The following is a 25,263-nucleotide window of genomic DNA, read 5'->3' on the forward strand; positions in this document are numbered from 1 at the left end:
TATTTCTTTACTGTAAATCGAAATTAGAAAGTTAAAATAACATTGTTGAATATATAATGATAAAATAGTTTAAAACTCGAAAAATATATAAAAAAACTTAAATATCGTCGTGGTCTTTTTTTCTGCTGAATGAAAACATTAAATAAAATAGAAAAGGCAATATAAAAACTGAACCTATCATCAACGCCCAAGCCAAGAAACTGACGGTTTTTTGTGGTGCAATATTATCTAACAATGACAAGTGTTTCCCATTTGCCAAAAGAAAAATATTTGGATAGAGTTGGTAACTCGCGGCCACCAAAACTAAAACGATCTGAAATCCGGCAAAAAATCTAATTGGTAAAAAATACCGTTTTTTTAAACAAATAAAAATGGTGATCAATAAAAGACTCGCCAAAATCAAGGCTGATAAACTGATCCAGGAAGAAATTATATCTTGAAGTAAATTGATGTTTGAAGCATTAGCAGCGATAAAAACAAGCACACCGCTTACAAAAACAAAACCCATAAATTGTCTGGATTTTCGCAGCATCAAAATAATATCTTCTTCCAGATCTACTTCACGTAAGGAAAATATCGACGCTAAATAAGAACAAATCGCAACGGTGAAAAGTCCAACTGAAACGCCAAACCAGTTTAGCCAACTAAAAATATAAAGATTAACGAATGTTTTTGCATCCGGATTTATAGAACCCGAAATAGAAGTTGCCGCGATTATTCCTAAAAAAAATGGTGTTAATAAACTCGAAAAGTAGAAAATTTCTGTGTAAACTTTTTGCCAATTGTCTTTCACTGCGTCATAATGACGAAATGTAAAGGCCGTTCCGCGTGCTATAATGCCGACCAACATTAAGGCTAAAGGAATATGAAGATAAATGGAAAGCGTGGCATAAATATTCGGAAATCCCACAAAAAGTATCACGATCGCGATGATCAGCCACATGTGATTGGCTTCCCAGACGGGCGCGATGGATTCATACATTATTTTTTTCGTAAGTTTTTGCTCTTTGCTGTTGGTGAAAAGTTCAACAATTCCGGCACCAAAATCGGCACCGCCCAAAACAATGTAAAGTGCGATGGAAACCCACAAAAATATGATCACAACATATTGCATAATTTATTTTTTAGGTTGATAATTTGGATCTTCGGGGTCATAAAGAAAAGGCACCATTTTTATTTGTCTCGTTAAAAGAAAAATTATAATGATTGAAAGTGACACAAAAACGAGCGTGAAAAAGTAAAAGGAATATTGAATTCCCGGCATCGGCGTAACGGCATCTGCAGTTTTCATAATTCCGTAAATGATCCATGGTTGTCTTCCAACTTCCGTAACTGTCCAACCTGCTTCCAAAGCGATATAGCCGAAAGGCAAGGCAATAACGAATGATCTTAAAAGCCATTTTTTGACCAGGAATTTCTTTTTAAAGAAGAAAATGTAAAGAAAAACCACAGAAAGAAGCATCATCACTGAACCAAAAAATATCATTATCTGAAAAGCAAAATGAACAACTGCAACGGGCGGCCAAAGTGATCGGTCAAAATCATTTAATCCTTTTACTTCCGCATTAAAATCACCGTATGCCAGAAAACTTAATAATTTTGGAATCTTGATCGCATATTTTACCTGTTCTGTTTTTTCATCAGGAATTCCACCTAAAATAAAAGGGGCGCCTTTTTCCGTTTTGAAATGCGATTCCATCGCAGCCAGTTTTACAGGTTGTAGTTTGGAAACTGATTTTGCGGCAATATCACCGCTAAAAGGCGCTAAAACCCCACCAATTACCGCAAAGCTCGCTGCGATTTTAAAGGCTTTTGTATGAAAAGTAACATTTTTTTTCTTTAAAATTAAAAAAGCATGTGTACCGGCCACTGCAAATCCTGTTGCACAAAATGCGGCAACTGTCATGTGAAAAGCCTCGGGAAACCACGCCTCATTAAACATCGCTTTTACCGGATCGATATTTAAATATTTTCCATCGACAAAATCAAAACCTGTTGGCGAATTCATCCAGGCGTTTGCTGCAACAACCAGAATTCCTGATGCCAAACCGCTTAAACCTACAATTAAACCACAAAACCAGTGAAATTTAGAATTTAATCGATCCCAACCGTAAAGGAAAAATCCCAAAGCAATTGCTTCGATAAAAAAAGCGGTTCCTTCCAACGAAAACGGCATTCCGAAAATGGCACCAGCATTTTTCATAAATTCCGGCCACAATAGACCGAGTTCAAAAGAGAGCATTGTACCGGAAACTGCGCCGGTTGCGAATAAAATTGCAACACCTTTGCTCCAGGCTTTTGCAATTCCTTTATAAGTTTCGTCTTTGGTTTTTAAATATTTATAGTGTGCGAATGACATTAGAAAAGGCATTACCATTCCCACACAAGAAAAAACGATGTGAAAGGCCATTGATAAGGCCATCTGCGATCTCGCTGCAATAAAATCATCCATAAAAAATCTTGATTTTAATTTCAATCAAAGTTAGGATTTAACTAAAGTGAAAATTTAATATTACAAATGAATAAAATCATAATGTATGAAAATCATACTTTTTTAAATAAATAAAAAATCCTGAAAATTAACTTTCAGGATTTGATTTATTTAAAGATTTAAGAATAATCTCGGATTAACCGGCGTATTATTTTTATGAACTTCATAATGTAAATGTGGACCTGTTGAACGTCCAGTATTTCCCGATTTTGCGATAACGTCATTTACTTTTACCACGTCATTTTCTTTCACTAAAAGTTCAGAAAGATGGCCGTAAAGAGTATCCAAACCATTTCCGTGAGAAATAATAATGCAATTTCCATAACCGCCTTTTTGACCCGAAAAAATTACTTTTCCTGCGGCGGCGCATCTTACATCAGTTCCATAAGCGACGGCAATATCCAATCCTTTATGAAATTGAATCTGATCTGCTTCAGGTGAAGAATTTGCCTGCGGTTGTGCCTTAACTAAACTATCTTTTTTAACGTCAGAAGATTTATTTACAGAAGCCAACAACACTGTTCTCGTTGGAATTGGATTTATTCTTTTGCCAAAATTTGAGGAAATATAACCGTCCGTTGGCAATCCTAAAGGAACGGTTTGCAATTTATTTTGAAGATTTACTAAATATTGACTGTACCTATTGCTTACATTCGAAACATAAATTGCGTCTTGTAAACTGTCTTTCGATAGTAAACTGATTGCATTGTCTTCAACGTTTTTCGAAGCTAAAAATTGATGTAAATTTCGCACTGTTTCATCGATCTGAACAAGATCTGTTTTCATTTTAGAATAATCAATACTGTCTTTTTTGGTATTGATTGGAACTAAATTAACCTGGTAGTTCTTATCATTTCGCTCCGAATAAAGTTTCGCGATCACAACACTTTGGGCAAAAATCAGGAATAAAAATAAGCCTAAAAGTAAATTTATGTTTTTCTTTTTTTTTAAAAATGCTTTCATATCAAAAACTAGAAGTAAAATTTGAGACGGCAAAAATAAATATATATTGTTTAAAAATGTTAAATTTAACAAACTTTAAGACTTTGTGACTAAAAATTATGAATTATTATGGCGTTTGTTGGAAATCTGGCTTTGATTGGTATAAAGTTTTAAACGAACTCACTTAAAGTCTTATATTTGTAAATCTCAGATAATAAATTATGACAAATACAAACGCTGAAAAAAAAACCACCTGTAAAACGTTTCTGGAAGGCTTACCAAAAGTAGGCGTTGTAGGAAGTGGCAGTTTCGCAACAGCGATTGTAAAAATGTTGGTTGAAAACAGCGAAAAAGTACATTGGTGCGTTCGAAATGAATTCGTAAAAGGTGCGATTGAACTTCGCGGTCATAATCCCGTATATCTAACCTCTGTAAGTTTTAAAAAAGAAAATTTAGCAATTACTACTGATATCAATGAGTTGGTTTCAAATTGTGATATTATAATTTTAGCAACGCCGTCCATTTATCTTTCCGATGCTATCGAGAAAATGACTTGTGATTATTCCTGCAAAATTTTCGTTTCTGCTATAAAAGGAATTGTACCAAAACATAACGATGTGGTTGCTCATTACTTGCGGGACGTTTTTAATATTGGTTTCAAATGCCAAGGGGTGATTGCCGGGCCTTGTCACGCAGAAGAAGTGGCAATGGAAAGACTTTCTTATCTTACAATTGCAACCGCTGAAGAAAAGGTAGGTGACGTTTTAAAGAAATTATTCTCCTCAGATTTCATCAATGTTCATACTTCTAAAGATATTTTAGGCAATGAATATGGCGCGATTTTGAAAAATATTTACGCCATTGGTGCAGGAATGGCTTCTGGTTTGGGTTACGGTGATAATTTTGCGGCGGTTTTTGTCTCAAATGCCATTCGTGAAATGGAAGTTTTTCTAAAAGCTATTTATGAAGAACCCCGCGATGTCAATACCAGCGCTTATCTTGGAGATTTACTTGTAACTGCTTATTCTTTATTTTCCAGAAATCGAAGTTTAGGGAATTTAATTGGAAAAGGTTACACTGTGAAATCTGCTATACAATCTATGAATATGATCGCGGAAGGCTATTACGCTGCAGATTCTATCTATAAAACGGGTAAAGAAAAAGGATTGGATTTGCCGATTATCAATACCGTTTATCAGATTTTATATGAAGAAAAAAATGCTGAAAAATTATTTAAAAAACTGACTTTAAGGTTGAATTAAATATTTTTTACTTTAAAATTTGCTAACTTTTTTTAGTACAACAAAAAGTAAAAACAAATAAATTTCTTTCCCAATAAATTTCCCAAAACAAAACTTTTCACGAAATTCGTAGCATAAAATTTATTTATGCCAAATTTTTTAACCAATACAGATCTTAAAAGCGAATACGACGTGATTTTAATCGGTGGCGGAATTATGAGTACGACTTTAGGAACTTTACTTCACGAGTTTGAACCTACCTTAAAAATTGCCATTTTCGAACGATTGGGCAGATTTGCAAAGGAAAGTTCTTCCGCCTGGAACAACGCTGGAACCGGACATTCCGCGTTTTGTGAACTGAACTATACGCCGGAAAGCGAAGACGGAACGATCGATATTAAAAAAGCAGAAAGTATCGCCGAGCAGTTTGAAGTTTCAAAGCAGTTTTGGTCTTATTTAATTTCTAAAGGACATATTGATAAACCAAAAGATTTCATTAATTCCTGTCCGCACATGAGTTTGGTTTTTGGTGAGAATGACGCAAAATATTTGAAAAAACGCCATGATAAAATGGTGAATTCAAACTTATTTAAAGGCATGCAGTTTTCCACAGATTTTGAGCAGCTGAAAGAATGGATTCCTTTAATAATGTCTAAAAGAAAGGAAAACGAAGTTTTGGCAGCCACAAAAATGGATTTGGGAACGGACGTTAATTTCGGAAGTTTAACCCGAAAAATGGGTCGTTTTTTAGCAGAAGATTCTTTGGTCGATGTTTTTCTTTATCATGAAGTAAAAGATTTAGATTTGGAAAAAGACGGTTCCTGGAGAATGAAGGTCAAAAACCGAATGACAAATAAAAGCACAAAAGTTTCCGCTAAATTTGTTTTTCTGGGTGCAGGCGGTTATTCTTTGTCACTTTTAGAAAAATCAGATATCAAAGAAAGCGCAGGTTACGGAGGTTTTCCGGTTTCCGGTCAATGGTTGGTGACGCATAATGAAGAATTAATCGCTCAACATCAGACAAAAGTTTATACGCAGGCAGGTTTGGACGCTCCACCAATGAGCGTTCCGCATTTAGATTTGCGAATTATTGACGGTAAAAAATCTTTACTTTTTGGTCCTTTTGCCGGGTTTTCAACAAAATTTTTGAAAGAAGGAAGTTATCTTGATCTACCTGAAAGTATTAATTTTTCTAATATAAGATCTTTATTTGGCGCTTGGTGGCATAATTTACCTTTAACAAAATATTTAATTCAGCAGGTTGCGATGACAAAATCCCAGAGAATTGCTGCTCTGAGACAGTTTGTAAAAAATGCAGACGAAAAAGACTGGGAATTAATGGTTGCTGGACAAAGAGTGCAAGTCATTAAAAAAGATGATAAATTAGGTGGAAAACTGGAGTTTGGAACTGAAGTGGTGATCAACGAAAACAAAACAATTGCGGCAATTTTGGGTGCTTCACCTGGCGCCTCGACTGCTGCTCATGCAATGATCAATATTTTGGAGGAATGTTTTCCGGATAAACTTCAAAACGAATGGAAAGAAAAATTATTGGAAATTATTCCAAGTTATGGTCAAAAATTATCAGAAAACGCTGACTTAACTGAGAAAGTGAGAAATTATTCCAAAGAAGTTTTGGAATTGGATTATGATTAAAAAAAATTAAAAGAAAGAAATTTGTCCACAATCGTAAAACCTTTCATCGAACCGGAAATTTTAAAACAAGTTCAAAGCGAAATTGCAGTTGAGCAACAAGTAATTGTGCACTGTTGTTTTAAAAATAATTTTGCGTTCGGAATGTTGATCAGGATTTGGCAAACAACGTATCTTTTTGATACCCAATCTTCCCACAGAAGTAAATTACTTTTTGCCGATAATATTTGTTTTAATCCCAATTGGATGGAAGTTCCGTTAGTTGAAGATTATTGGTTTACGCTCATATTTTCCGGACTTCCAAAAGACTGCACTTTTTTTGATTTTGCTGAAATTATTCCGGAAAGTGGCGGCTTTTATGTGCCGAAGATTGAAAGAAATAAAACGGATGTTTACAGCATAGAAATTTAAAGTATTGTATTTTATGAAAAATATTTTGAACTTATTATTGTCATTAATTATAATTTCCTGCGCTACACCTAACAAAAAATCTGAAATAAACGATATTCAAAAGTTTCAAAATGATTTAAATAATGAATATCAAAACCCAAACGAAACACCTTTGCGTGGCGAAAATTTTAAAAATTTCACAGTTCATCCTTTCTTTCCAATTAATTTAAAATATAGAGTTGTAGCCAATTTCACTAAACTTTCAAATATTCCAAGTTTTGAGTTTCCAACAAGTTCCGGAAAGACTAAAACCTACAAAGCCTACGGAAAAGCAACATTTAAATTAGATGGGAAAAATTATATTTTAACTCTTTATCAAAGTCAGGATTTAATGAAGAAAGAAGGTTTTGAAGATTATCTTTTTCTACCCTTTCATGATTTAACAAATACGCATGAAACCTACGGCGGCGGTAAATATCTGGATTTAAGGATTCCAAAATCAAATAAAATTATTTTAGATTTCAACAAGTCTTATCAACCATATTGTGCTTATAATCCCTACGATTACAATTGTCCAATTGTGCCCGAAGAAAACAGATTGCCGGTAAGAATTGAAGCTGGCGTGAAATATTTGAACACCTATTTTAACCATTAAAATTTTAAGAAAAATTTAAACCTATTTACTTTCCATTATACTTTCACTTCGGTACATTTGAATAAATATTATAAAATAAAATGGAAATTTCCCTTAAAAATCAAGTAGCCATTATTACCGGTTCATCAAGTGGGATCGGCGCTGGAATTGCTAAATCTATGGCAGAATCTGGCGCAACCGTAATTATCAATTATCCTTTTGACGGCGCGCTTTCACAAGCACAAGAAGTTTTAAAAGAAATTACCGATGCGGGCGGAAAAGGGATGCTTTGTATGTGCGATGTTTCCAAAGAAGATCAGGTTATAAAAATGTTTGAAGACGTCGTTGCAGCCTACGGAACTGTCGATATTTTAGTGAATAATGCTGGTGTTCAAAAAGATTCAAAATTTGAGGAAATGACTTTAGACCAATGGAATATGGTTATCGGAATCAATTTGACTGGTCAATTTCTTTGCGCGCGTGAAGCCGTAAAAGTCTTTAAAAAGCGTGGCATCGATACTTCACGTTCTGTAGCTTGTGGAAAAATCATTCATATTTCTTCCGTTCACGAAATTATTCCCTGGGCAGGTCACGCCAATTATGCGTCCAGTAAAGGTGCAATCAGAATGATGATGCAGACTTTGGCACAGGAATTTGGTGCGGATAAAATCCGCGTCAACTCAATTTGTCCGGGTGCCATTCAAACAAATATAAATAAAGATGCGTGGCAAACGCCGGAAGCATTGAGTTCTTTGATGTCATTAATTCCTTACAACAGAATCGGTCAGCCAAAAGATATTGGTAATTTGGCAGTGTTTTTAGCGAGCGACGCCTCCGATTATATTACCGGCGCAAGTATATTTATTGACGGTGGAATGACCACTTTTGAGAGTTTTTCTGAAAATGGTTAGAATTTTTTGGGCGCCTTAATCCGTCTTCCGTTCCCAATCTTTTTGCTTCGAAATTTTTTTTATAATTAGAACTGATTTGTAAGCAAAAAGGATTTCCACTCAAGCCGGGGCGCAAGTGAAGTTCAAAAAAGAAAAAAATATGGCGCATAAAATCCACAAACAATATCGATTATCTGGCTTTGATTATTCGTCAAACAATGGCTATTTTATCACGATAGATACAAAAAATAGAGTTCATTTTTTTGGATAAATTAAAAATTAAGAAATGTATTTTACAGAAATAGGATTATTTTTAGAGGAAAATTTTAAAACCATAAATGATAAACTTGATTTCATTAATTTTCATGAATTTATAATAATGGCTGGTCACTTACATTTTATTGCAGTAATTAATCAAAATGAAGAAAGAGAATATCAGTTTCCTGTCGGCATTCAACCTTTAATTTCAAAGTCGATCTCTTCTTTTGTTAACCAGTTAAAAGGAACTGTTACCAAATGGTGTAGAAACAATGGTTTTAAAGATTTTGCCTGGCAAATTAAATTTCACGACAGAATTATCAGAGATGAAGAGGAATATAAAGCCATCAGATTTTACATCAAAAATAATATAAAAAACTGGAAATCGTAAGAACGCTGCCTTTGGCGCGTTGAGAGTAATAAACGAACGCGCCAAAGGCGGCGTTCCTACAAATAAAAAAATAAAAATGACCGAAGAACAAAAACGCCTTTCTGATATTTCTTGGAAAAAATACGGACCTTATGTAAGCAACAGAGAATGGGGTTTGGTGCGAGAAGATTACAGCGCAGATGGTGACGCCTGGAATTATACCACTTATTTTTCCGCAGAATCCACCACATACAGATGGGGAGAAGAAGGCATTTGTGGCATTTGTGATGATCAGCAATTAATAGTTTTTTCAGTTGGCTTTTGGAATAAAAAAGATCAGATCATAAAAGAAAGATTGTTTGGACTTTCAAATTCTCAGGGCAATCATGGCGAAGATGTGAAGGAATATTACTATTATCTGGATAATACACCGACGCATTCTTACATGAAAATGCTTTATAAATATCCCCAAAAAGCCTTTCCATATGAAGATTTAATTGCGAAAAATGCAGCCGCTGGAAAAGAAGATCCTGAATATGAATTGATCGACACAAGAATTTTTGATCAAAACGAATATTTTGATATTTTTATTGAATATGTGAAAAGTTCGCCGGACGATATTTTAATAAAATTAACGGTTACAAATAAATCAAAAACGGAAGGGCCTTTAATTTTGCTCCCCACACTTTGGTTCAGAAATACCTGGAATTGGGGTTATGACGATTATAAACCTGAACTCTCATTAGAAAAGGAAAATCAAATCAAAATTGGTCATAAAAGTGTAAAGTTAAAAAATCTCTATTCAAACACTTCTGCAAAAACACTTTTCTGCGATAATGAAACAAATGATAAAAAAGTTTACCATTCGCCAAATACCTCACAATATTGCAAAGACGGCGTCAATGATTTTATTTTAAATAAAGATGAAAGTGCGATAAATCCTGAAAATAGAGGGACAAAAGTTGCTTTTTTAATTGATGAAAATTTTACTGCTTTAGAAACAAAAACTTTTGAATTTCGACTTTCTGAAGAAGATTTACAAAACCCTTTTGAAGATTTTGAAAAGTTATTTAACATCAGACAAAATGAAGCGGACGAATTTTATGAAGAAATTCAAAAAGGTATTACCAGCGAAGATGAAAAACTCGTGCAAAGACAGGCTTTTGCGGGTTTACTTTGGAGTAAACAATTTTACCATTATAATGTTGAAAAATGGCTTAAAGGCGATCCAGCTGAAGTGAAACCGCCAGATAAGAGAAAAAAAGCGAGAAATTCTGACTGGCAAAATTTCAATGCGTCTGATATTATTTCAATGCCTGACAAGTGGGAATATCCGTGGTTTGCTACGTGGGATCTGGCTTTTCACGCGATTAGTTTTGCTTTAATTGATCCAGATTTTGCAAAACATCAGCTAAAATTATTGACACTTGAATGGTTTATGCATCCAAACGGACAATTGCCGGCTTATGAATGGAATTTCTCTGACGTAAATCCGCCAGTTCACGCGTGGTCTGCATTTCGGGTTTTTAAAATTGATGAAGTTTTAAAAGGGAAACCTGATCTTGAATTTTTGGAAGGTATTTTTCAAAAATTATTGATGAACTTCACTTGGTGGGTCAATAAGAAAGATGAAAATGGTAATAATATATTTCAAGGTGGTTTTCTTGGTTTGGATAATATTGGTATTTTTGATAGAAGTCAGAAACTGCCAGACGGTCAAAGTTTAGAGCAAGCAGACGGAACGAGCTGGATGGCGATGTTTTCTCTAAATATGATGCGTATTGCGATGGAGCTTTCGCTTTATAATAAAGTTTATGAAGATATGGCGACCCGCTTTTTTGAGCATTTTCTTAGTATAGCGAAAGCGCTTGCCAATATGGGCGAAGATAGCTTTGGTCTGTGGGATGAGCAGGATCAGTTTTTTTACAACGCTTTAATGCAAAACGGAAATTGTTCGTTTTTACGATTAAGGACAATTGTAGGCTTAATTCCTATGTTTGCCGTTGAAGTTATCGACGACGAAATGCTGCAAAAATTACCTAAATTTAAAGAACGCATGCAATGGATTCTGGAAAATAAACCGGAACTCGCAGCGCTTGTTTCTCACTGGGAAGTGAAGGGCGAAGGCGGCAAACATTTGCTTAGTTTGCTTCGTGGTCACCGTTTGAAAAAATTGCTAAGCAGAATGCTGGATGAGAAAGAGTTTTTAGGTGAATATGGCGTCCGAGCTTTAAGTAAAATATATGAAGAAAATCCTTTTAAAATAAATCTGGATGGTAAAGATTTTTCCGTAAAATACCTTCCTGCGGAAAGCGACAGTTATATGTTCGGCGGCAACAGCAACTGGCGCGGACCGATTTGGTTTCCTGTAAATTTTTTAATTATTGAAAGTTTGCAACGTTTTTTCTTTTATTATAGTCCGGATTTTAAAGTGGAATATCCTACGGGAAGTGGTGAACATTTTGATTTGGACGAAATTGCAACTTCTTTAGGAGACCGTTTAAAAAGTATTTTTCTAAAAGGTAAAGATGGTAAAAGAGTTTTCAACAGTCAATATCCAAGATTTCAGGAAGACCCGGATTTTCAAGATTATATTTTATTTTATGAATATTTCCACGGAGATACCGGTCGTGGAGTGGGCGCATCTCACCAAACTGGCTGGACATCGGTTGTAGCAAAACTATTGCAACCCCGTATGTCAGAATTTAAAATGGATAAAGCGGAAACAGAATCACCGAAATAAAAAAATCCGTCTCATATTATATGGGACGGATTTTTAAGTTATTTTTTACGATTTTTCCACTTTCGCCAGAGAAATATAATGAATGGAATTATTAGTAAAAATGGCCAGAATGAAATTAAACCAAGAAAAAATCCCACAAAATTATTCCAGCCCTGCGCTAGAGAATCAAAGAATCTGCTGCCAAAACCAATTTTTGACGTGATCGCATCTCTTGATTTTTCTTTAAATAAACTCAAATCTAACGTGCTTAAATTGACTCTGTCGTCTATAAATTTCAATCTGCCTTCGGAAACATCGATTTCATCTTCCAAACCTCTTATTTTTTCCTGAATTTCCATCAGATCTTTTGTCGAATTTGCTCTTTTTAGTAAATCTCTGTATTTTTCTAAATAGATTTTCTTGTTTGCTAATTTTATTGAAACATCTGTGTATTCTTCTGTAACGTCGTCAGAAGAAATTTCTTTAGAAACCAACGAACCTAAATTTGAAGATAAAGAACTTATTAATGGTTCAAAATTTTGATGTGGAACCCTAATCGTTAATCTAAGTTCGTCTCTGAAATCTGTGTTTTGAAAGTTTTCAGTTTGGATATAAGCATTAAACTTTTTTAAAGATTCTGAAATTTTTGTCTGAGAATTTTTAATGTCTGAAACTTCAATTTCTACATATCCATTTTTGATAATTTTCTTCGGAATTAAATTACTTTTTTCATCAATTTGGTCGCTTTCAGACATAGGTGGAGGTGGAACCAGTTTATCCGAGTTTTCTGGTTGGATAACATCCATTAATTTCGCATTAACAGCAACTTCATTCTTATTTAAATTCTCACTTTTGTTACAATTCAAAAGGAAAAAACAGCAGATTAGTAAAATATAATTTCGCATTTTTTAATACTTAATATTGCACTTTTTTAAAATAAAACTCAACAACCAAATTGGTCCAACTAAAAGAAATTGTAAGTCTTTTAAAAAACTTGGTTTTTTACCCTCAATTTTATGTCCGTAAAATTGACCGATCCAGGATAAAACAAATATTGTCAGAAAAACAATCCAGGAATCTGATCTGAAATTAATATTTATGTGAAAAATTATAAACTCGAAAATAAACATTATGAAAACCATGATCAGTGCAATTTTCCATGATAGTCTGAAATAAAAAATACTTACCAGTGCGATTGCAAGTAAAGTTATAATACTTATAAAACCAAAATATTCGATCAAAATATGAGGCGAAGGAATTAACGAAATAAATCCTAAAATGCTGAAAAAAATCAATGGCACACAAATCCAGTGAATAATTTTATTTTTTGGATTTTGATGACTTTCTGCATATTCAGCAAAAAGAAAATCTACTTTTTTCATTGTAAATATTTTTAACTTTAAGTAAAAGATCAAATATTTTTAGCTGATCTCAATTCCATTTTCCACTTTCACTTCCGGCTTTACAAAAGCCAGTTTGCCGTTATCTTTTGTAGTCAATAAAAGCATTCCTTGAGATTCTATTCCACGGATTTTTCTTGGTGCTAAATTTAATAAAATCATCACTTGTTTTCCCACACATTCTTCCGGCGTAAAACTTTCTGCAACGCCAGAAACTACAGTTCTAACGTCAACGCCTGTATCAACAGAAAACTTTAATAATTTATCGGCTTTTTCAACTTTTTCTGCCGTTAAGATTGTAGCGGTTCTAAGATCAATTTTTGTAAAATCATCATATTGAATTTCGTCCTTCATTGGGTTTGCTTTTAAATTGGTTTTTTTGTTGGATTGTTTGGTATTTTCTAATTTCTGAATCTGAAATTCTATTGTTTCATCTTCAATTTTAGAAAATAAAAGTGAAGCTTCATTTATTTTATGTCCGGTTTTTAAAAGTACATTATGACTTTCAACTTCCTGCCACGTTAGTTTTTCAGAATTAAACATTTTTAATAATTTCTCTGAACTAAATGGTAAAAATGGTTCACAAATTTGCGCTAAACCTGCAGCAATTTGTATCGCAACAAATAGAGAATTTGCAGCTTTTTCTTCATCGACTTTAATGGTTTTCCAGGGTTCTTCAATCTGTAAATATTGATTTCCAAAACGCGCCAAATTCATCATTGCAGAAAGCGCATTTCTAAATTCAAATTTGGTTAAAAATTGATCGACTTCTGTTGCGGCTTTTGATATTTCATTTAGTTCAATGGCGTTTTCATTACCAGCAGGAATTATGCCTTCATAAAATTTATTAATTAAAACCGCGACACGGTTAATAAAATTACCAAAAATGCCGACTAGTTCAGAATTATTTTTGGTTTGAAAATCTTTCCATGTAAAATTATTATCTTTAGTTTCAGGTGCCGAAGAAAGTAAAGCGTAGCGCAAAACATCCTGTTGACCCGGAAATTCTTCCACATATTCATGCGCCCAAACTGCCCAGTTTCTTGATGTTGAAATTTTATCGTTTTCAAGGTTTAAAAACTCAAAAGCAGGAACATTTGTTGGCATTTTATAATCGCCGTGCGCTTTCATCATTGCCGGAAAAATGATGCAATGAAAAACAATATTGTCTTTTCCGATGAAATGAACCAATTCAGAATCATCGCTTTGCCAATAATCTTTCCAGTTTTTACCGGTTTTTTCTGCCCATTCCTGAGTGAAAGAAATATAACCAATTGGCGCATCGAACCAAACATAAAGCACTTTTCCTTCTGCATTTGGCAAAGGAACAGGAACACCCCAATTTAAATCACGCGTCATGGCTCGGGGTTTTAAACCATCATTAAGCCAGGATTTTACTTGTCCGTAAACATTGGTTTTCCAATCATCTTTATGACCTTCTATGATCCATTTATTTAAAAACTCTTCGTAATCATTTAAAGGCAAATACCAGTTTTTAGTTTCTTTTAAAACAGGTTTATTTCCACTCAACATGGAGCGCGGATTGATCAGTTCTGAAGGTGAAAGGGTAGTTCCGCATTTTTCACATTGATCGCCGTACGCATTTTCATTGCCACAATTTGGACAAGTTCCTACGATGTAGCGGTCTGCTAAAAATTCATTGGCTTCTTCATCAAAATATTGCTCAGAAACTTCTTCGGTGAATTTATCCTTGTTATATAAGGTTGTAAAGAAATCTTGTGAAACCTGTTTGTGTTTTTTAGAAGTCGTTCTGGAATATTCATCAAAAGAAATCCCCAGATCTGAAAAAGATTTTTTTATGATCGTGTGATACTGATCGACAATATCCTGCGGTGTAACGCCTTCTTTCTTTGCTCGAATTGTAATAGGAATGCCGTGTTCATCAGAGCCACAAATAAATGCAACCTCTTTTCCCATTCTTCTTTCAAACCTTGCGTAGACATCTGCAGGAATGTAAACACCGGCAAGGTGGCCAATATGGACAGGTCCGTTTGCATAAGGAAGAGCCGCAGTAATTAATCTTTTATGATTCATTTTTTGAGAATAATATTATATGCAAATATAGTGATAATGCGAAAAATTACCGGTTTTTTTTTGATTGCCCGTCTTAAATTGGGACAATAATGTTTTTTTGTTAAACGTTTGTTTAATTTTTTGTTAAATTACAATAAAATTGCTTAAAATTTGTCAAAGAAATAGTGGTGAGTGCAACCGATTAACTAGTCCTGTCGTACTTTTTAGCGCTTGGTTTTAAAAAACTGATGTGAAATCTAAATTAATTTTATAATAACAAGATATTAATTAAATTTGAAAAGTATCTAAATAAGATATATAACATAATTAATCCATAAATTTATTTTTTGTGAAAAGCTATAACACAATTTTAAAGATCGCACCTGCATTTTTATTGTTCGGATCAATATTAAGTGCTCAAACAACTGATTCAGTCGGTACAAAAAAGATTGAAGAAGTAGTTCTTATTGGCTACGGAAAACAGAAAAAATCTGATGTTACAGGATCTATTACTTCCATTACATCAAAAGATTTTAACGGTGGAGCAACTTCGCCAGCACAACTTATTCAGGGGAAAACGCCTGGTGTGCAAATTACAACTAACAGTGGTGCTCCGGGCGCAGGTTCTTCCATTAGAATTCGTGGTGGTTCCAGTTTAAACGGCAGCAATTCTCCTTTAATAGTTATTGACGGAGTTCCACAGGATTTCTCAGGTATCAGTGGTGCAGCTGATCCATTATCATTAATTAATCCAAACGATATTGCATCCTTCGATATATTAAAAGATGCTTCTGCAACTGCTATTTATGGTAACAGAGCGTCAAATGGTGTAATTTTAATTACAACAAAAAAAGGAACTTCAGGAAAACTGAAAGTTAATTTTTCTACTCTGGCATCAGTTTCTGAAAAAATGGGCAATGTAGATGTATTAAACGCCGATGATTACCGCGCTTTTATCAATCAATATGCGACACCTACTTACAAAGCAAGATTAGGAAATTCTGATACCAACTGGCAGGATAAAATTTATCAACAAGCGTGGGGAACTGACAATAACCTGGCTCTTTCCGGTGGTTTAAAATGGTTGCCATACAGATTGTCTTTAGGATATAATGAGCAAAATGGTATCGTAAGAACAAATTCTTTTAAAAGATCAGCGATTGGTTTGAACTTAAATCCAGTATTATTTGATAAACATTTAAAAATTGATGTTAGTTTAAAAGGAACTTATACTGACAACAGATTTGTTGATGGTGGTGTTATTCCTACAGCGATTTTATTTGATCCTACACAAAGCGTTTATTCAGGAAACAATAATTTTGGCGGCTATTATGAAAATCTTTTAAATGGTGGTTTAAATGTGAATGGAACGGCGAACCCGCTTTCTACATTAATGGCGATTCATGACGTGACATCTGTTTATAGAGGTTTAGGAAATATCCAGCTTGATTATAAAGTTCACTTTTTACCAGATTTACATGTTAATGTAAATGCGGGCTACGATTATTCTAAAGGTGAAGGTAGAAAAACAGTTGATGCAAATTTACGTGCAGGATTTTTTAACAAAGGAAGCATCACGGAATTCACACAAGAAAAAAAGAATAAATTATTAGAAACTTACTTAAGTTACGTAAAGACTATTTCTGCAATTAATACTAATATAGATTTAACAGCAGGTTATTCTTACCAGGATTTTGAAACTATTAGTCCCGGAGGTACAACTTTCTTAGGAAATGCGGCTCCAACAACAAATCCGGATTTCTCAACAGGTTACACTTTACTTTCATTTTATGGTAGAGGTATTTTTACTGTTGCTGATAAATATATTTTATCTGCATCTGTGAGAAGAGATGGTTCATCAAGATTTTTTAATGGAACAAGAGATAATATCTACGGTGTTTTCCCAAGTGTTTCCGGTGCGTGGAAAATTAACGATGAAAATTTCTTAAAAGATAATAGAGTTGTAAGTACATTAAAACTGAGAGCAGGTTACGGAGAAACAGGTAATCAAGAAGTTGGATCTGATTTTCCTGCCTTTGCTAAATATAATTTAAGTGGAAATGGTGCACAATATCAGTTTGGAAGCACTTATTATTTCTTTTACAGACCAGAAATTTATAACCCAAATCTTACCTGGGAAACAACAACTACAAAAAATTTAGGTCTTGATTTTGGCTTTTTAAAGGAAAGAATAACGGGTTCTGTTGATATTTATCAAAAAGATACAAAAGATCTTCTGGTTGATTCACCAATCGCGGCAGGTGATTTAAGTAACCGTAATTTACTAAATGTAGGAAATTCTCAAAATAAAGGAATCGAAGGTTCAATAAATTTCGTACCTGTTAAAAAAGAGAACTTAAGTTGGGAAATTGGTTTTAATGCAACACATTTTAATCCTATTGTGACAAAATTACTGGAAAGATCCGATGCAACATTTAATATTCCTCAAGGAGGAATATCCGGAGGCGTGGGCAATACTGTGCAGGCACATGCAGTAGGATTTAATCCATATTCTTTTTACTTATATCAGCAGGTTTATGATGGTAGCGGAAATCCAATAGACGGCGTTTACGCAGACAGAAATGGTGATGGAAATATCACAGCTGCGGATAAATACTATTATAAATCTACAACACCGGATGCAATTTTAGGATTCAACACGAAATTAGTCTATAAAGATTGGGATTTCGGTATGAGCGGACGTGCAGTTTTAGGCAATTATGTTTATAACAATGCTGCTTCAAATAGTTCCATAGCTGCAGCGACTACTAATGATTATTTACAAAACGTTTATTCTACGACGCCTCAGTACAAATTCCAAAACTCTCAGTTTTTCTCTGATATTTTCGTAGAAAATGCTTCTTTCTTTAGATTGGATAATGTTAACATTGGGTATAATTTTAAAAACTTTTTGTCAACGCAAAGTAATATGAGAATCTATGCAATGGCGCAAAATGTTTTTGTAATCAGCAAATATACAGGAGTAGATCCGGAGGTTTTTAGTGGTATCGACAATGGTTACTATCAGTTACCTCACGTTTATTCATTAGGATTTAATTTTCAATTTTAATTAAAAGTACTTATATAATGAAATCAAATAAAATAAAATTTAGAGGTATAGTTACTGCATGTTCTGCAGTGGCCTTGCTTTCGCTTGGTTCTTGTGTGAAAGATCTTGAAAGAGAGCCGATCACTGATGTAACTTCAGCAAGTGTATTTGCAGATTTTGCAAACTATCCTAATGCCTTGGCTAAACTATATGGCGGTATCGCTGTTGGTGGACAGTCCGGTGGTGATGGAAGTCCTGATGTTGCAGGTATTGACGGAGGTTTTTCCAATTACATGAGACAAATGTACACTATGAATGTACTTACTACTGATGAAGCGGTAATTGCGTGGAATGATGGTACATTACAGACAATGCATAAAATGACCTGGGATTCTTCAAATGAATTTATCGGCGCCATTTATTACCGTATTTTTACTGAGATCGCATTTTGTAATGAGTTTCTTCGAAATACGACTGATGCAAAATTAGCTTCAAATAATATTTCTGGTGACAATCTTGCAAAAGCGAAAGTAATGCGTGCAGAAGCAAGATTTATTAGAGCACAATCATACGAAAATGCCTTGGATCTTTTTGGAAATGTACCTTTTCTTACAGAAGAAAATTTACCAGGTTCTACGACGCCACCAGCGGCGATCAAAAGAGCAGATCTTTTTAAATATGTAGAATCAGAACTTATTGCTTGTTCAGCTGAAATGTCTGCACCAAAAACCGGAGACTATGGAAGAGCAAACGCAGGTGCTGCTTATGCGCTTTTAGCAAGACTTTATTTAAATGCAAAAGTTTACACAGGAACTGATAGAAATACAGACTGTATCACTTACTGTAATAAAGTAATATCTGCAGGTTATTCCTTAAAACCTGTTTATGGACAATTATTTTTAGCAGATAATGATAAAAGTAATAACGAGCAGATTTTTTCTGTAAACTATGATGGAATCCGTACACAAACTTATGGTGGGTCAACTTATATGGTGCATGCATCTATCGGAGGTTCAATGCCTGCAAGTCAGTTTGGTGTGAATGGAGGATGGGGTGGTCTTCGTACTACAAGATCATTCGTAGATCTTTTCCCGGCAAATGGATCTGATAAAAGAGGAAATTTTTACACAGACGGACAAAGTAAAGAAATCAAAGATTTGTCTACTTTCACGGATGGTTATGCTTTCATTAAATACAAAAATGTTACATCTGCAAACGTACCAGGTTCAGACAATGCTGGAAATTTTGTTGATACAGATATTCCATTATACCGATTAGCAGATATTTATTTAATGTACGCAGAAGCAACATTAAGAGGTGGAGCAGGTGGAAATGTAGGAACAGCTTTAGGTTATGTAAATGCATTAAGACAAAGAGCTTACGGAAATGCTTCAGGTAATGTTGCAAGTATTGATCTAAACTTTATACTGGACGAAAGAGCACGTGAATTAAGCTGGGAATTTACCAGAAGAACAGATTTAATCCGTTTCGGTAAATTTACTACTGCTGCATATCTATGGCCATGGAAAGGTGGTGTTCAGGAAGGAAAAGCAGTAGAGTCTTACAGAGATTTATTCCCTATTCCAGCTAAAGATATTATCGCAAATTCAAATTTGGTTCAAAACCCAGGCTATTAAAAATAAAACTCAAAATAATATGAAAAATATTTTAAAATTTAGTTTTGTTGCATTGATCAGTTTCTTACTTTTCTCCTGCACGAAAAACGAAGATTTGGCAATGTTGACAACAACTACGCCTGGATCTTTAACAAGCAGTAAATCTGCAATAGTTCTAACTAAAGAAACTGCCGCAACTAATGCAGTAACTTTTAAATGGACTAATCCTAATGCTGGAACTTCAGTTGCTTATACTAATCAATTGCAGTTTGCTGTAAAAGGAACTAATTTTGCAAATCCAAAAACTGTTGATTTAGATAAAGGCGTAAATACTGTATCTTATAATGTGCAGGATTTTAACGCCGTAATGCTAAATTTAGGTTTGCCTTTAGATGGTACAAAAACAGATGTAGAAGCAAGAATTAAATCTACCGTTTATTCATTAGACGGTTCTGCTACTTCATTACCAGCTCCAACTTTTTCTCCGGCTATTAATTTAACAGTCACACCTTATGCTTTGATATCTTACCTTTATGCAGTTGGTGCATTTCAAGGTTGGAATATCGGTGCTGCACAGCCTTTGGTTTCTGCAACCAGTAATGGTGTTTATGTAGGTTACTTAAAATTCACTGATGCAAATTCAGAATTTTTAGTAGTTCCTGTTTTAGGAAGCTATGACAATAAGTTTGGTTCAAATGATAATGTTCATTTGATTAAAAACGGAGGTGATAATTTAAAAGCAGTAAATGCTGGTTACCAAAAAATAACGGTTGATACCAATCTTCTTACTTTCGGTCTTGCACCTTATGCAATGGGAATTGCAGGAAGTGGAACTCCTGGAGGATGGGATGAAAACGCAGCTGATATTCCGATGGCTTATAATTTTACTACTCAAAAATGGACAGCAACCGCAACTTTTAATGCGGGAGAAATTAAATTCAGAACTAACAGAAAATGGACTGAAAACTATGGTGGTTCAAACGGTACTATTTCTGGCGATAACATTGCAGTTACAGCAGGATTACATACTGTGACACTTGATTTAGTTAATCAAAAATATACTGTTAATTAAAATATTGACTATATTTTAACATAAAACTGTTGCTTTTCAGCAGCAGTTTTTTTATTTTTAAACATTAACAAAAAACTTTTATGAAAATATTTAAAATAAGTGGCTTAGCCCTAATTCTTGCAGGCTTTTCTTTGAGCGCTCAGTCCTTAAAATCCCCCGATGGAAAATTCGAAATGGATTTTAATTTAAAAAGTGGAGTTGCTTACTACAATTTAAAACTAAATAATAAAATTGTTGTAGAAGATTCAAAATTAGGACTTGAATTACTCAAAGATGGCGATATTCAGTTTGCTTCAGAATTGGAAAGCAAAAATAACCCGGGCAAAAATCTAAATTCAGGATTTGTAAAAACAGACGAAAAAAGAGATTCAAAAAACGAAACCTGGCAACCGGTTTTAGGAGAGAAAAAAAATTATATTAATAATTATAATGAATTGGCTGTTACTTTAAATCAAACCGCAAACGACCGAAGCATTGTTATCAAATTTCGATTATTTAATGATGGACTTGGTTTTAGATATGAATTTCCACAGCAGAAAAATTTAAATTATTTTGTCATTAAAGAAGAAGATTCCGAAATTAATTTTCCTACAGACATGAAAGCGTGGTGGCTTGCCGGAGATTATGATTCTGAGGAATACCAAACGCAAACTTCTAATATTTCAGAAATTCCAAAACTTTGGCCAACAAGTTATGACGGTAATGCGTCGCAAGCATTAATTAAAAATGGCGTTCAGATGCCTTTAATGCTAAAAAAAGAAGGTAAAGAACCATTATATATTAATCTTTCAGAAGCAGCATTAATTAATTATTCCGCTGCCAATTTAGAAGTTGACGCAAAAGAATTTAGTTTTAAAACGCATTTAACACCCGATGCGCAGGGAGCGAAAGGTTATATTCAAACACCTTCCGTTACGCCTTGGCGAACAATTATTGTCTCTCCAAAAGCCGAAGAAGTCCTGGCTTCAAAAATGATTTTTAACTTAAATGAACCCACAAGACTAAAAGACACTTCCTGGATTCATCCAACCAAATTCATGGGCGTTTGGTGGGAAATGATCATCGGGAAATCAAACTGGTCTTATTCAACTGCCGTAAATGTTCACATTGGTGAAACAGATTTTACGAAATTAACACCAAATGGAAAACACGCCGCAAACAATGATAAAGTAAAACAATACATCGATTTTGCTGCGAAAAATGGTTTTGATGCCATTCTTGTAGAAGGTTGGAATACCGGTTGGGAAGATTGGTTTGGTCACAGCAAAGAATTTGTTTTCGATTTCATCACACCTTATCCGGATTTTGATTTGCCAATGTTAAATGATTACGCACATGGAAAAGGCATAAAAATCATTATGCACCACGAAACCTCAGGATCTGCTGCAAATTATGAAAGATGGGCGCCCAAAGCATTCGATTTAATGAACAAATACGGTTATGATGCTGTCAAAACAGGTTACGTTGGAAATATCATTCCGCGTGGCGAGCACCATTATTCTCAATGGACAATCAATCATTACCAAAGAATTGTAGATCTTGCCGCAGAACATAAAATTATGATCGATTCCCACGAATCAATTCGTCCGACAGGTTTAAACAGAACTTATCCAAACTGGATCGCTGCGGAAGCTGCGCGTGGAACTGAATTTGAGGCATTTGGCGGAAATAATCCCGATCACCAAACCATTTTACCTTTTACCAGATACATGGGTGGACCGATGGATTACACGCCCGGAATTTTTCAAACAAAACTGGATTATTACTTTCCCGGAGACAAACGTTTTGTGAAAACTACTTTGGCAAAACAGTTGGCTCTGTACGTTGTGATGTATTCACCCTTACAAATGGCTGCCGATTTACCGGAAAATTATGAAAGACACATGGACGCTTTTCAGTTCATCAAAGACGTCGCATTAGATTGGGATGATTCGAAAATTTTGTTCGCAGAACCAGGCGATTATATTCACACCGCAAGAAAAGCAAAAGGCACCGACAATTGGTTCGTAGGCGGAATTACCGATGAAAACGCAAGAGATTACACCATCGATTTTTCATTTTTAGATCCAAATAAAAAATACGAAGCAACCGTTTACGAAGATGGAAAAGACGCAGATTACATTAATACTCCGCAATCTTACCACATTTATAAAAAAATAATTACCAGCAGAACAAAATTGCCAATGCATCTTGTAAGAAGCGGTGGTTACGCGATTTCTGTGAAACCATTTAAATAAAAACTAATACACTTTGTCGATGTTTTAAAGCGCAGAATCTTACTTTGACAAAGTTTTTTTAATTTATTAAATTAATCTCATGGATTTTTATTTTGCTATTTTAGAATTTATTGTTTTCCTCGCATTTTCATTATGGGTATTAAAAATATTTAAGAAAGATAATTATTTTTATCTAAAATTTTTCGGCTATATCATTCTTAGTTTTTTATTTATGCTTACTTCTCCAGAATTAATGAGGGAATTAAATGTAAAAAATTATTTTTTTGAAAATCCTTTAGTCTTAATAGTCGGACCTATATATTGGTTAATATTTTTGATAGTAATTATTTATGGTATAATTAGAAAAATTAAGTTTATTAAAAAGTCAAAAATATAAAATGAAAAAATTCCTTCTATTTCTCATCCTAATTTCCACATTCTCTTTTGCCCAAAAAACATTAGATAGAGTAGAACCGCCATTTTGGTGGCACGATATGAAAAACCCAGAAGTGCAAATTTTGCTTTACGGAAAAGACATTGCCACGAAAAATATCGAACTTTCCGACGGTATAAAAATCGAAAAATTAGAAAAAGTTGAAAACCCAAATTATGTTTTTTTAACTTTAAATACATCCGAAATAAAATCAGATCAATTTAAGATCAATGTTCTCGAATGCAAAAAAAATGTCGGTAATTACAACTATCAATTAAAAAACAGGAAATCAAATTCAGCCGACAGAAAATCTTACACTTCTTCGGATGTTGTCTATTTAATTATGCCCGACAGATTTGCAAACGGTGATGAAAAAAATGACTCCAGACCAGAATTGATAGAAAGGGTCAACCGGGCGGCACCAAACGGTCGTCATGGTGGCGATTTGCAGGGAATTATTAATCATTTGGATTACTTAAAAAAATTAGGCGTAACCTCGCTTTGGCTTACTCCCGTCAATGAAGATAACGAAAAAAGCTACAGTTATCACGGTTATGCCCAAACTGATCTATACAAAATTGACGGCAGATATGGAACCAATGAACAATACTCAAAACTATCTGCGGAATTAAAATCCCGGGATATGAAACTCATTCAGGACGTGGTAACCAACCATTGGGGAATTTCAGATTGGATTATTCAGGATTTACCGTCAAAAGACTGGATCCATCAATTTACAAAAGGTGAAGGAAAATATGGTTTCAAAAGATCAAACTATCAAACCAGTACGCAATTCGACACCAATGCCTCAGATATTGATAAAAAAACTGCGTTGGATGGTTGGTTTGATACCACAATGCCGGATTTAAATCAATCAAATCCATTTGTTTTAAATTATCTGACTCAGAATTCAATTTGGTGGATAGAATCTGCGGATTTAGACGGTTTGCGTGTAGATACTTATCCATTTAATGATAAAGAAACTCTTGCAAAATGGGGGAAATCTATCACGGACGAATATCCGAATTTTAATATTGTAGGTGAAACATGGATGCAAACGCCGCCGGAAATTGCGTTTTGGCAGAAAAATTCTAAAATCGGGGACATAGAAAATTTTAATTCGAATCTTCCTTCAGTAATGGATTTTAGTTTATTTTTCACAATGCCAAAAGCGTTCGATGTTAAAGATACTTCTAATAAAAGTATGTTAAAATTATACGAATCCTTCTCAAACGATTTTCTTTATCCAGACATTAATAATCTTCTTGTCTTTTTTGAAAACCATGATACCAATCGCTGGAATGAGATTTTTAATGGCGATATCAGATATTATAAAATGGCAATGGGTTTAATTTCAACAGTTCGTGGGATTCCACAGATTTATTATGGTTCAGAACTTGGAATGCGGGGCAACAAAGACAAATTGGGCGATTCAGATATTCGCCGTGATTTTCCGGGAGGTTGGAAAAATGACAAACAAAATGCCTTTGATCCTAAAACACAAACTGCTTCTCAAAAGGATTTTTACGATTTCACCTCAAAACTATTAAACTGGAGAAAGGATGAAACTGTTATTCACACTGGAAAGACCAAACATTATGTACCGGAAAATAACGTTTACGTTTATTTTAGATATGATGCAGAAAATGCTGTAATGGTCGTCATTAATAATAATGAAAAAGCTCAAAATTTAGATTTAGATCGTTTTGCAGAATCACTTCAAAATTATTCAGCTGGTAAAGATGCAATTACCGATAAATCCTATCAATTATCGCCAAATTCAAAATTAAATATTGAGCCAAAATCAATTTTAATTTTAGATTTAAAAAAGTAAACGAAAATTTAATTATAT

Annotated in this window: 18 protein-coding genes; 12 read left to right on the forward strand and 6 right to left on the reverse strand. The window is 34.2% G+C overall.

The genetic code is table 11. The annotated features are described in order from the left end of the window. Positions 1-97: 97 nt before the first annotated feature. The 3 genes from BM238_RS03005 to BM238_RS03015 all read right to left on the reverse strand — a co-directional run bounded on the left by BM238_RS03005 (position 98) and on the right by BM238_RS03015 (position 3,454). Positions 98-1,114 carry a cytochrome d ubiquinol oxidase subunit II gene (locus tag BM238_RS03005; RefSeq protein ID WP_090078692.1) on the reverse strand — a complete coding sequence of 339 codons (1,017 nt, stop codon included), beginning with the start codon at positions 1,112-1,114 and terminating at the stop codon, positions 98-100. Positions 1,115-1,117: 3 nt separating this feature from the next. Further along, positions 1,118-2,452, reverse strand: coding sequence for a cytochrome ubiquinol oxidase subunit I (locus BM238_RS03010; RefSeq protein WP_090079101.1), 1,335 nt, complete (start codon positions 2,450-2,452; stop codon positions 1,118-1,120). 150 nt (positions 2,453-2,602) lie between these two features. Continuing rightward, positions 2,603-3,454 (reverse strand): M23 family metallopeptidase, encoded by an 852-nt coding sequence (locus tag BM238_RS03015; RefSeq protein ID WP_090078693.1) that lies wholly within the window; start codon positions 3,452-3,454, stop codon positions 2,603-2,605. 200 nt (positions 3,455-3,654) lie between these two features. Between BM238_RS03015 and BM238_RS03020 the strand changes: the two genes are divergently transcribed. From BM238_RS03020 to BM238_RS03050, 7 genes are all read left to right on the forward strand, one after another. Continuing rightward, the gene (locus BM238_RS03020; protein WP_090078694.1) at positions 3,655-4,695 is read left to right on the forward strand and encodes an NAD(P)H-dependent glycerol-3-phosphate dehydrogenase; all 1,041 of its coding nucleotides are present in this window, start codon (positions 3,655-3,657) and stop codon (positions 4,693-4,695) included. A 126-nt stretch (positions 4,696-4,821) separates the two neighbouring features. After that, positions 4,822-6,330 carry a malate dehydrogenase (quinone) gene (gene mqo / locus BM238_RS03025; RefSeq protein WP_090078695.1) on the forward strand — a complete coding sequence of 503 codons (1,509 nt, stop codon included), beginning with the start codon at positions 4,822-4,824 and terminating at the stop codon, positions 6,328-6,330. 21 nt (positions 6,331-6,351) lie between these two features. Beyond that, entirely contained in the window at positions 6,352-6,738 is a 387-nt protein-coding gene (locus tag BM238_RS03030) for a hypothetical protein (protein ID WP_090078696.1), read from the forward strand. A gap of 13 nt (positions 6,739-6,751) precedes the next feature. After that, the gene (locus BM238_RS03035) at positions 6,752-7,372 is read left to right on the forward strand and encodes a DUF1684 domain-containing protein (RefSeq protein WP_090078697.1); all 621 of its coding nucleotides are present in this window, start codon (positions 6,752-6,754) and stop codon (positions 7,370-7,372) included. Between the two features lie 80 nt (positions 7,373-7,452). Then, a complete protein-coding gene (locus BM238_RS03040; RefSeq protein ID WP_090078698.1) occupies positions 7,453-8,262 on the forward strand; it encodes a glucose 1-dehydrogenase in 810 nt (269 codons plus the stop codon). Positions 8,263-8,527: 265 nt separating this feature from the next. After that, positions 8,528-8,890 carry a transposase gene (locus tag BM238_RS03045; protein ID WP_090078699.1) on the forward strand — a complete coding sequence of 121 codons (363 nt, stop codon included), beginning with the start codon at positions 8,528-8,530 and terminating at the stop codon, positions 8,888-8,890. Positions 8,891-8,966: 76 nt separating this feature from the next. Further along, complete coding sequence (locus BM238_RS03050; RefSeq protein WP_090079102.1) at positions 8,967-11,612, forward strand: MGH1-like glycoside hydrolase domain-containing protein; 2,646 nt, start codon at positions 8,967-8,969, stop codon at positions 11,610-11,612. A 38-nt stretch (positions 11,613-11,650) separates the two neighbouring features. Here BM238_RS03050 and BM238_RS03055 read toward each other — a convergent pair whose 3' ends face one another. The 3 genes from BM238_RS03055 to metG are packed head-to-tail and all read right to left on the reverse strand — an operon-like array spanning position 11,651 to position 15,046. Further along, complete coding sequence (locus tag BM238_RS03055; protein WP_090078700.1) at positions 11,651-12,496, reverse strand: DUF4349 domain-containing protein; 846 nt, start codon at positions 12,494-12,496, stop codon at positions 11,651-11,653. 3 nt (positions 12,497-12,499) lie between these two features. Then, positions 12,500-12,973: an Mpo1 family 2-hydroxy fatty acid dioxygenase gene (locus BM238_RS03060; RefSeq protein ID WP_090078701.1), complete on the reverse strand. Its 474-nt coding sequence runs from the start codon at positions 12,971-12,973 to the stop codon at positions 12,500-12,502. A gap of 39 nt (positions 12,974-13,012) precedes the next feature. Further along, positions 13,013-15,046 carry a methionine--tRNA ligase gene (gene metG / locus BM238_RS03065; protein WP_090078702.1) on the reverse strand — a complete coding sequence of 678 codons (2,034 nt, stop codon included), beginning with the start codon at positions 15,044-15,046 and terminating at the stop codon, positions 13,013-13,015. A gap of 328 nt (positions 15,047-15,374) precedes the next feature. On the opposite strand from metG, the gene BM238_RS03070 reads away from it, so the two are divergent. The 5 genes from BM238_RS03070 (at position 15,375) to BM238_RS03095 (ending at position 25,245) form a co-directional block, all read left to right on the forward strand. Next, on the forward strand, positions 15,375-18,095 hold the full coding sequence (locus BM238_RS03070; RefSeq protein WP_090078703.1) for a SusC/RagA family TonB-linked outer membrane protein: 2,721 nt from the start codon (positions 15,375-15,377) through the stop codon (positions 18,093-18,095). Between the two features lie 17 nt (positions 18,096-18,112). Beyond that, positions 18,113-19,711, forward strand: coding sequence for a RagB/SusD family nutrient uptake outer membrane protein (locus BM238_RS03075; RefSeq protein ID WP_090078704.1), 1,599 nt, complete (start codon positions 18,113-18,115; stop codon positions 19,709-19,711). Between the two features lie 19 nt (positions 19,712-19,730). Then, positions 19,731-20,762, forward strand: coding sequence for a SusE domain-containing protein (locus BM238_RS03080; protein WP_090078705.1), 1,032 nt, complete (start codon positions 19,731-19,733; stop codon positions 20,760-20,762). Positions 20,763-20,842: 80 nt separating this feature from the next. Next, positions 20,843-22,999 (forward strand): glycoside hydrolase family 97 protein, encoded by a 2,157-nt coding sequence (locus tag BM238_RS03085; protein ID WP_090078706.1) that lies wholly within the window; start codon positions 20,843-20,845, stop codon positions 22,997-22,999. 377 nt (positions 23,000-23,376) lie between these two features. Further along, positions 23,377-25,245 carry a glycoside hydrolase family 13 protein gene (locus BM238_RS03095; protein WP_090078708.1) on the forward strand — a complete coding sequence of 623 codons (1,869 nt, stop codon included), beginning with the start codon at positions 23,377-23,379 and terminating at the stop codon, positions 25,243-25,245. Positions 25,246-25,263: the final 18 nt, after the last annotated feature.

The organism is Halpernia frigidisoli (assembly GCF_900113805.1).
Lineage (GTDB): Bacteria > Bacteroidota > Bacteroidia > Flavobacteriales > Weeksellaceae > Halpernia > Halpernia frigidisoli.

Excerpts from the sequence above, each read along its gene's own strand:
- BM238_RS03005 (WP_090078692.1), bottom strand. The coding sequence starts at position 1,114 with ATGCAATATGTTGTGATCATATTTTTGTGGGTTTCCATCGCACTTTAC.
- BM238_RS03010 (WP_090079101.1), bottom strand. The coding sequence starts at position 2,452 with ATGGATGATTTTATTGCAGCGAGATCGCAGATGGCCTTATCAATGGCC.
- BM238_RS03015 (WP_090078693.1), bottom strand. The coding sequence starts at position 3,454 with ATGAAAGCATTTTTAAAAAAAAAGAAAAACATAAATTTACTTTTAGGC.
- BM238_RS03020 (WP_090078694.1), top strand. The coding sequence starts at position 3,655 with ATGACAAATACAAACGCTGAAAAAAAAACCACCTGTAAAACGTTTCTG.
- mqo (WP_090078695.1), top strand. The coding sequence starts at position 4,822 with ATGCCAAATTTTTTAACCAATACAGATCTTAAAAGCGAATACGACGTG.
- BM238_RS03035 (WP_090078697.1), top strand. The coding sequence starts at position 6,752 with ATGAAAAATATTTTGAACTTATTATTGTCATTAATTATAATTTCCTGC.
- BM238_RS03040 (WP_090078698.1), top strand. The coding sequence starts at position 7,453 with ATGGAAATTTCCCTTAAAAATCAAGTAGCCATTATTACCGGTTCATCA.
- BM238_RS03045 (WP_090078699.1), top strand. The coding sequence starts at position 8,528 with ATGTATTTTACAGAAATAGGATTATTTTTAGAGGAAAATTTTAAAACC.
- BM238_RS03050 (WP_090079102.1), top strand. The coding sequence starts at position 8,967 with ATGACCGAAGAACAAAAACGCCTTTCTGATATTTCTTGGAAAAAATAC.
- BM238_RS03055 (WP_090078700.1), bottom strand. The coding sequence starts at position 12,496 with ATGCGAAATTATATTTTACTAATCTGCTGTTTTTTCCTTTTGAATTGT.
- BM238_RS03060 (WP_090078701.1), bottom strand. The coding sequence starts at position 12,973 with ATGAAAAAAGTAGATTTTCTTTTTGCTGAATATGCAGAAAGTCATCAA.
- metG (WP_090078702.1), bottom strand. The coding sequence starts at position 15,046 with ATGAATCATAAAAGATTAATTACTGCGGCTCTTCCTTATGCAAACGGA.
- BM238_RS03075 (WP_090078704.1), top strand. The coding sequence starts at position 18,113 with ATGAAATCAAATAAAATAAAATTTAGAGGTATAGTTACTGCATGTTCT.
- BM238_RS03080 (WP_090078705.1), top strand. The coding sequence starts at position 19,731 with ATGAAAAATATTTTAAAATTTAGTTTTGTTGCATTGATCAGTTTCTTA.
- BM238_RS03085 (WP_090078706.1), top strand. The coding sequence starts at position 20,843 with ATGAAAATATTTAAAATAAGTGGCTTAGCCCTAATTCTTGCAGGCTTT.
- BM238_RS03095 (WP_090078708.1), top strand. The coding sequence starts at position 23,377 with ATGAAAAAATTCCTTCTATTTCTCATCCTAATTTCCACATTCTCTTTT.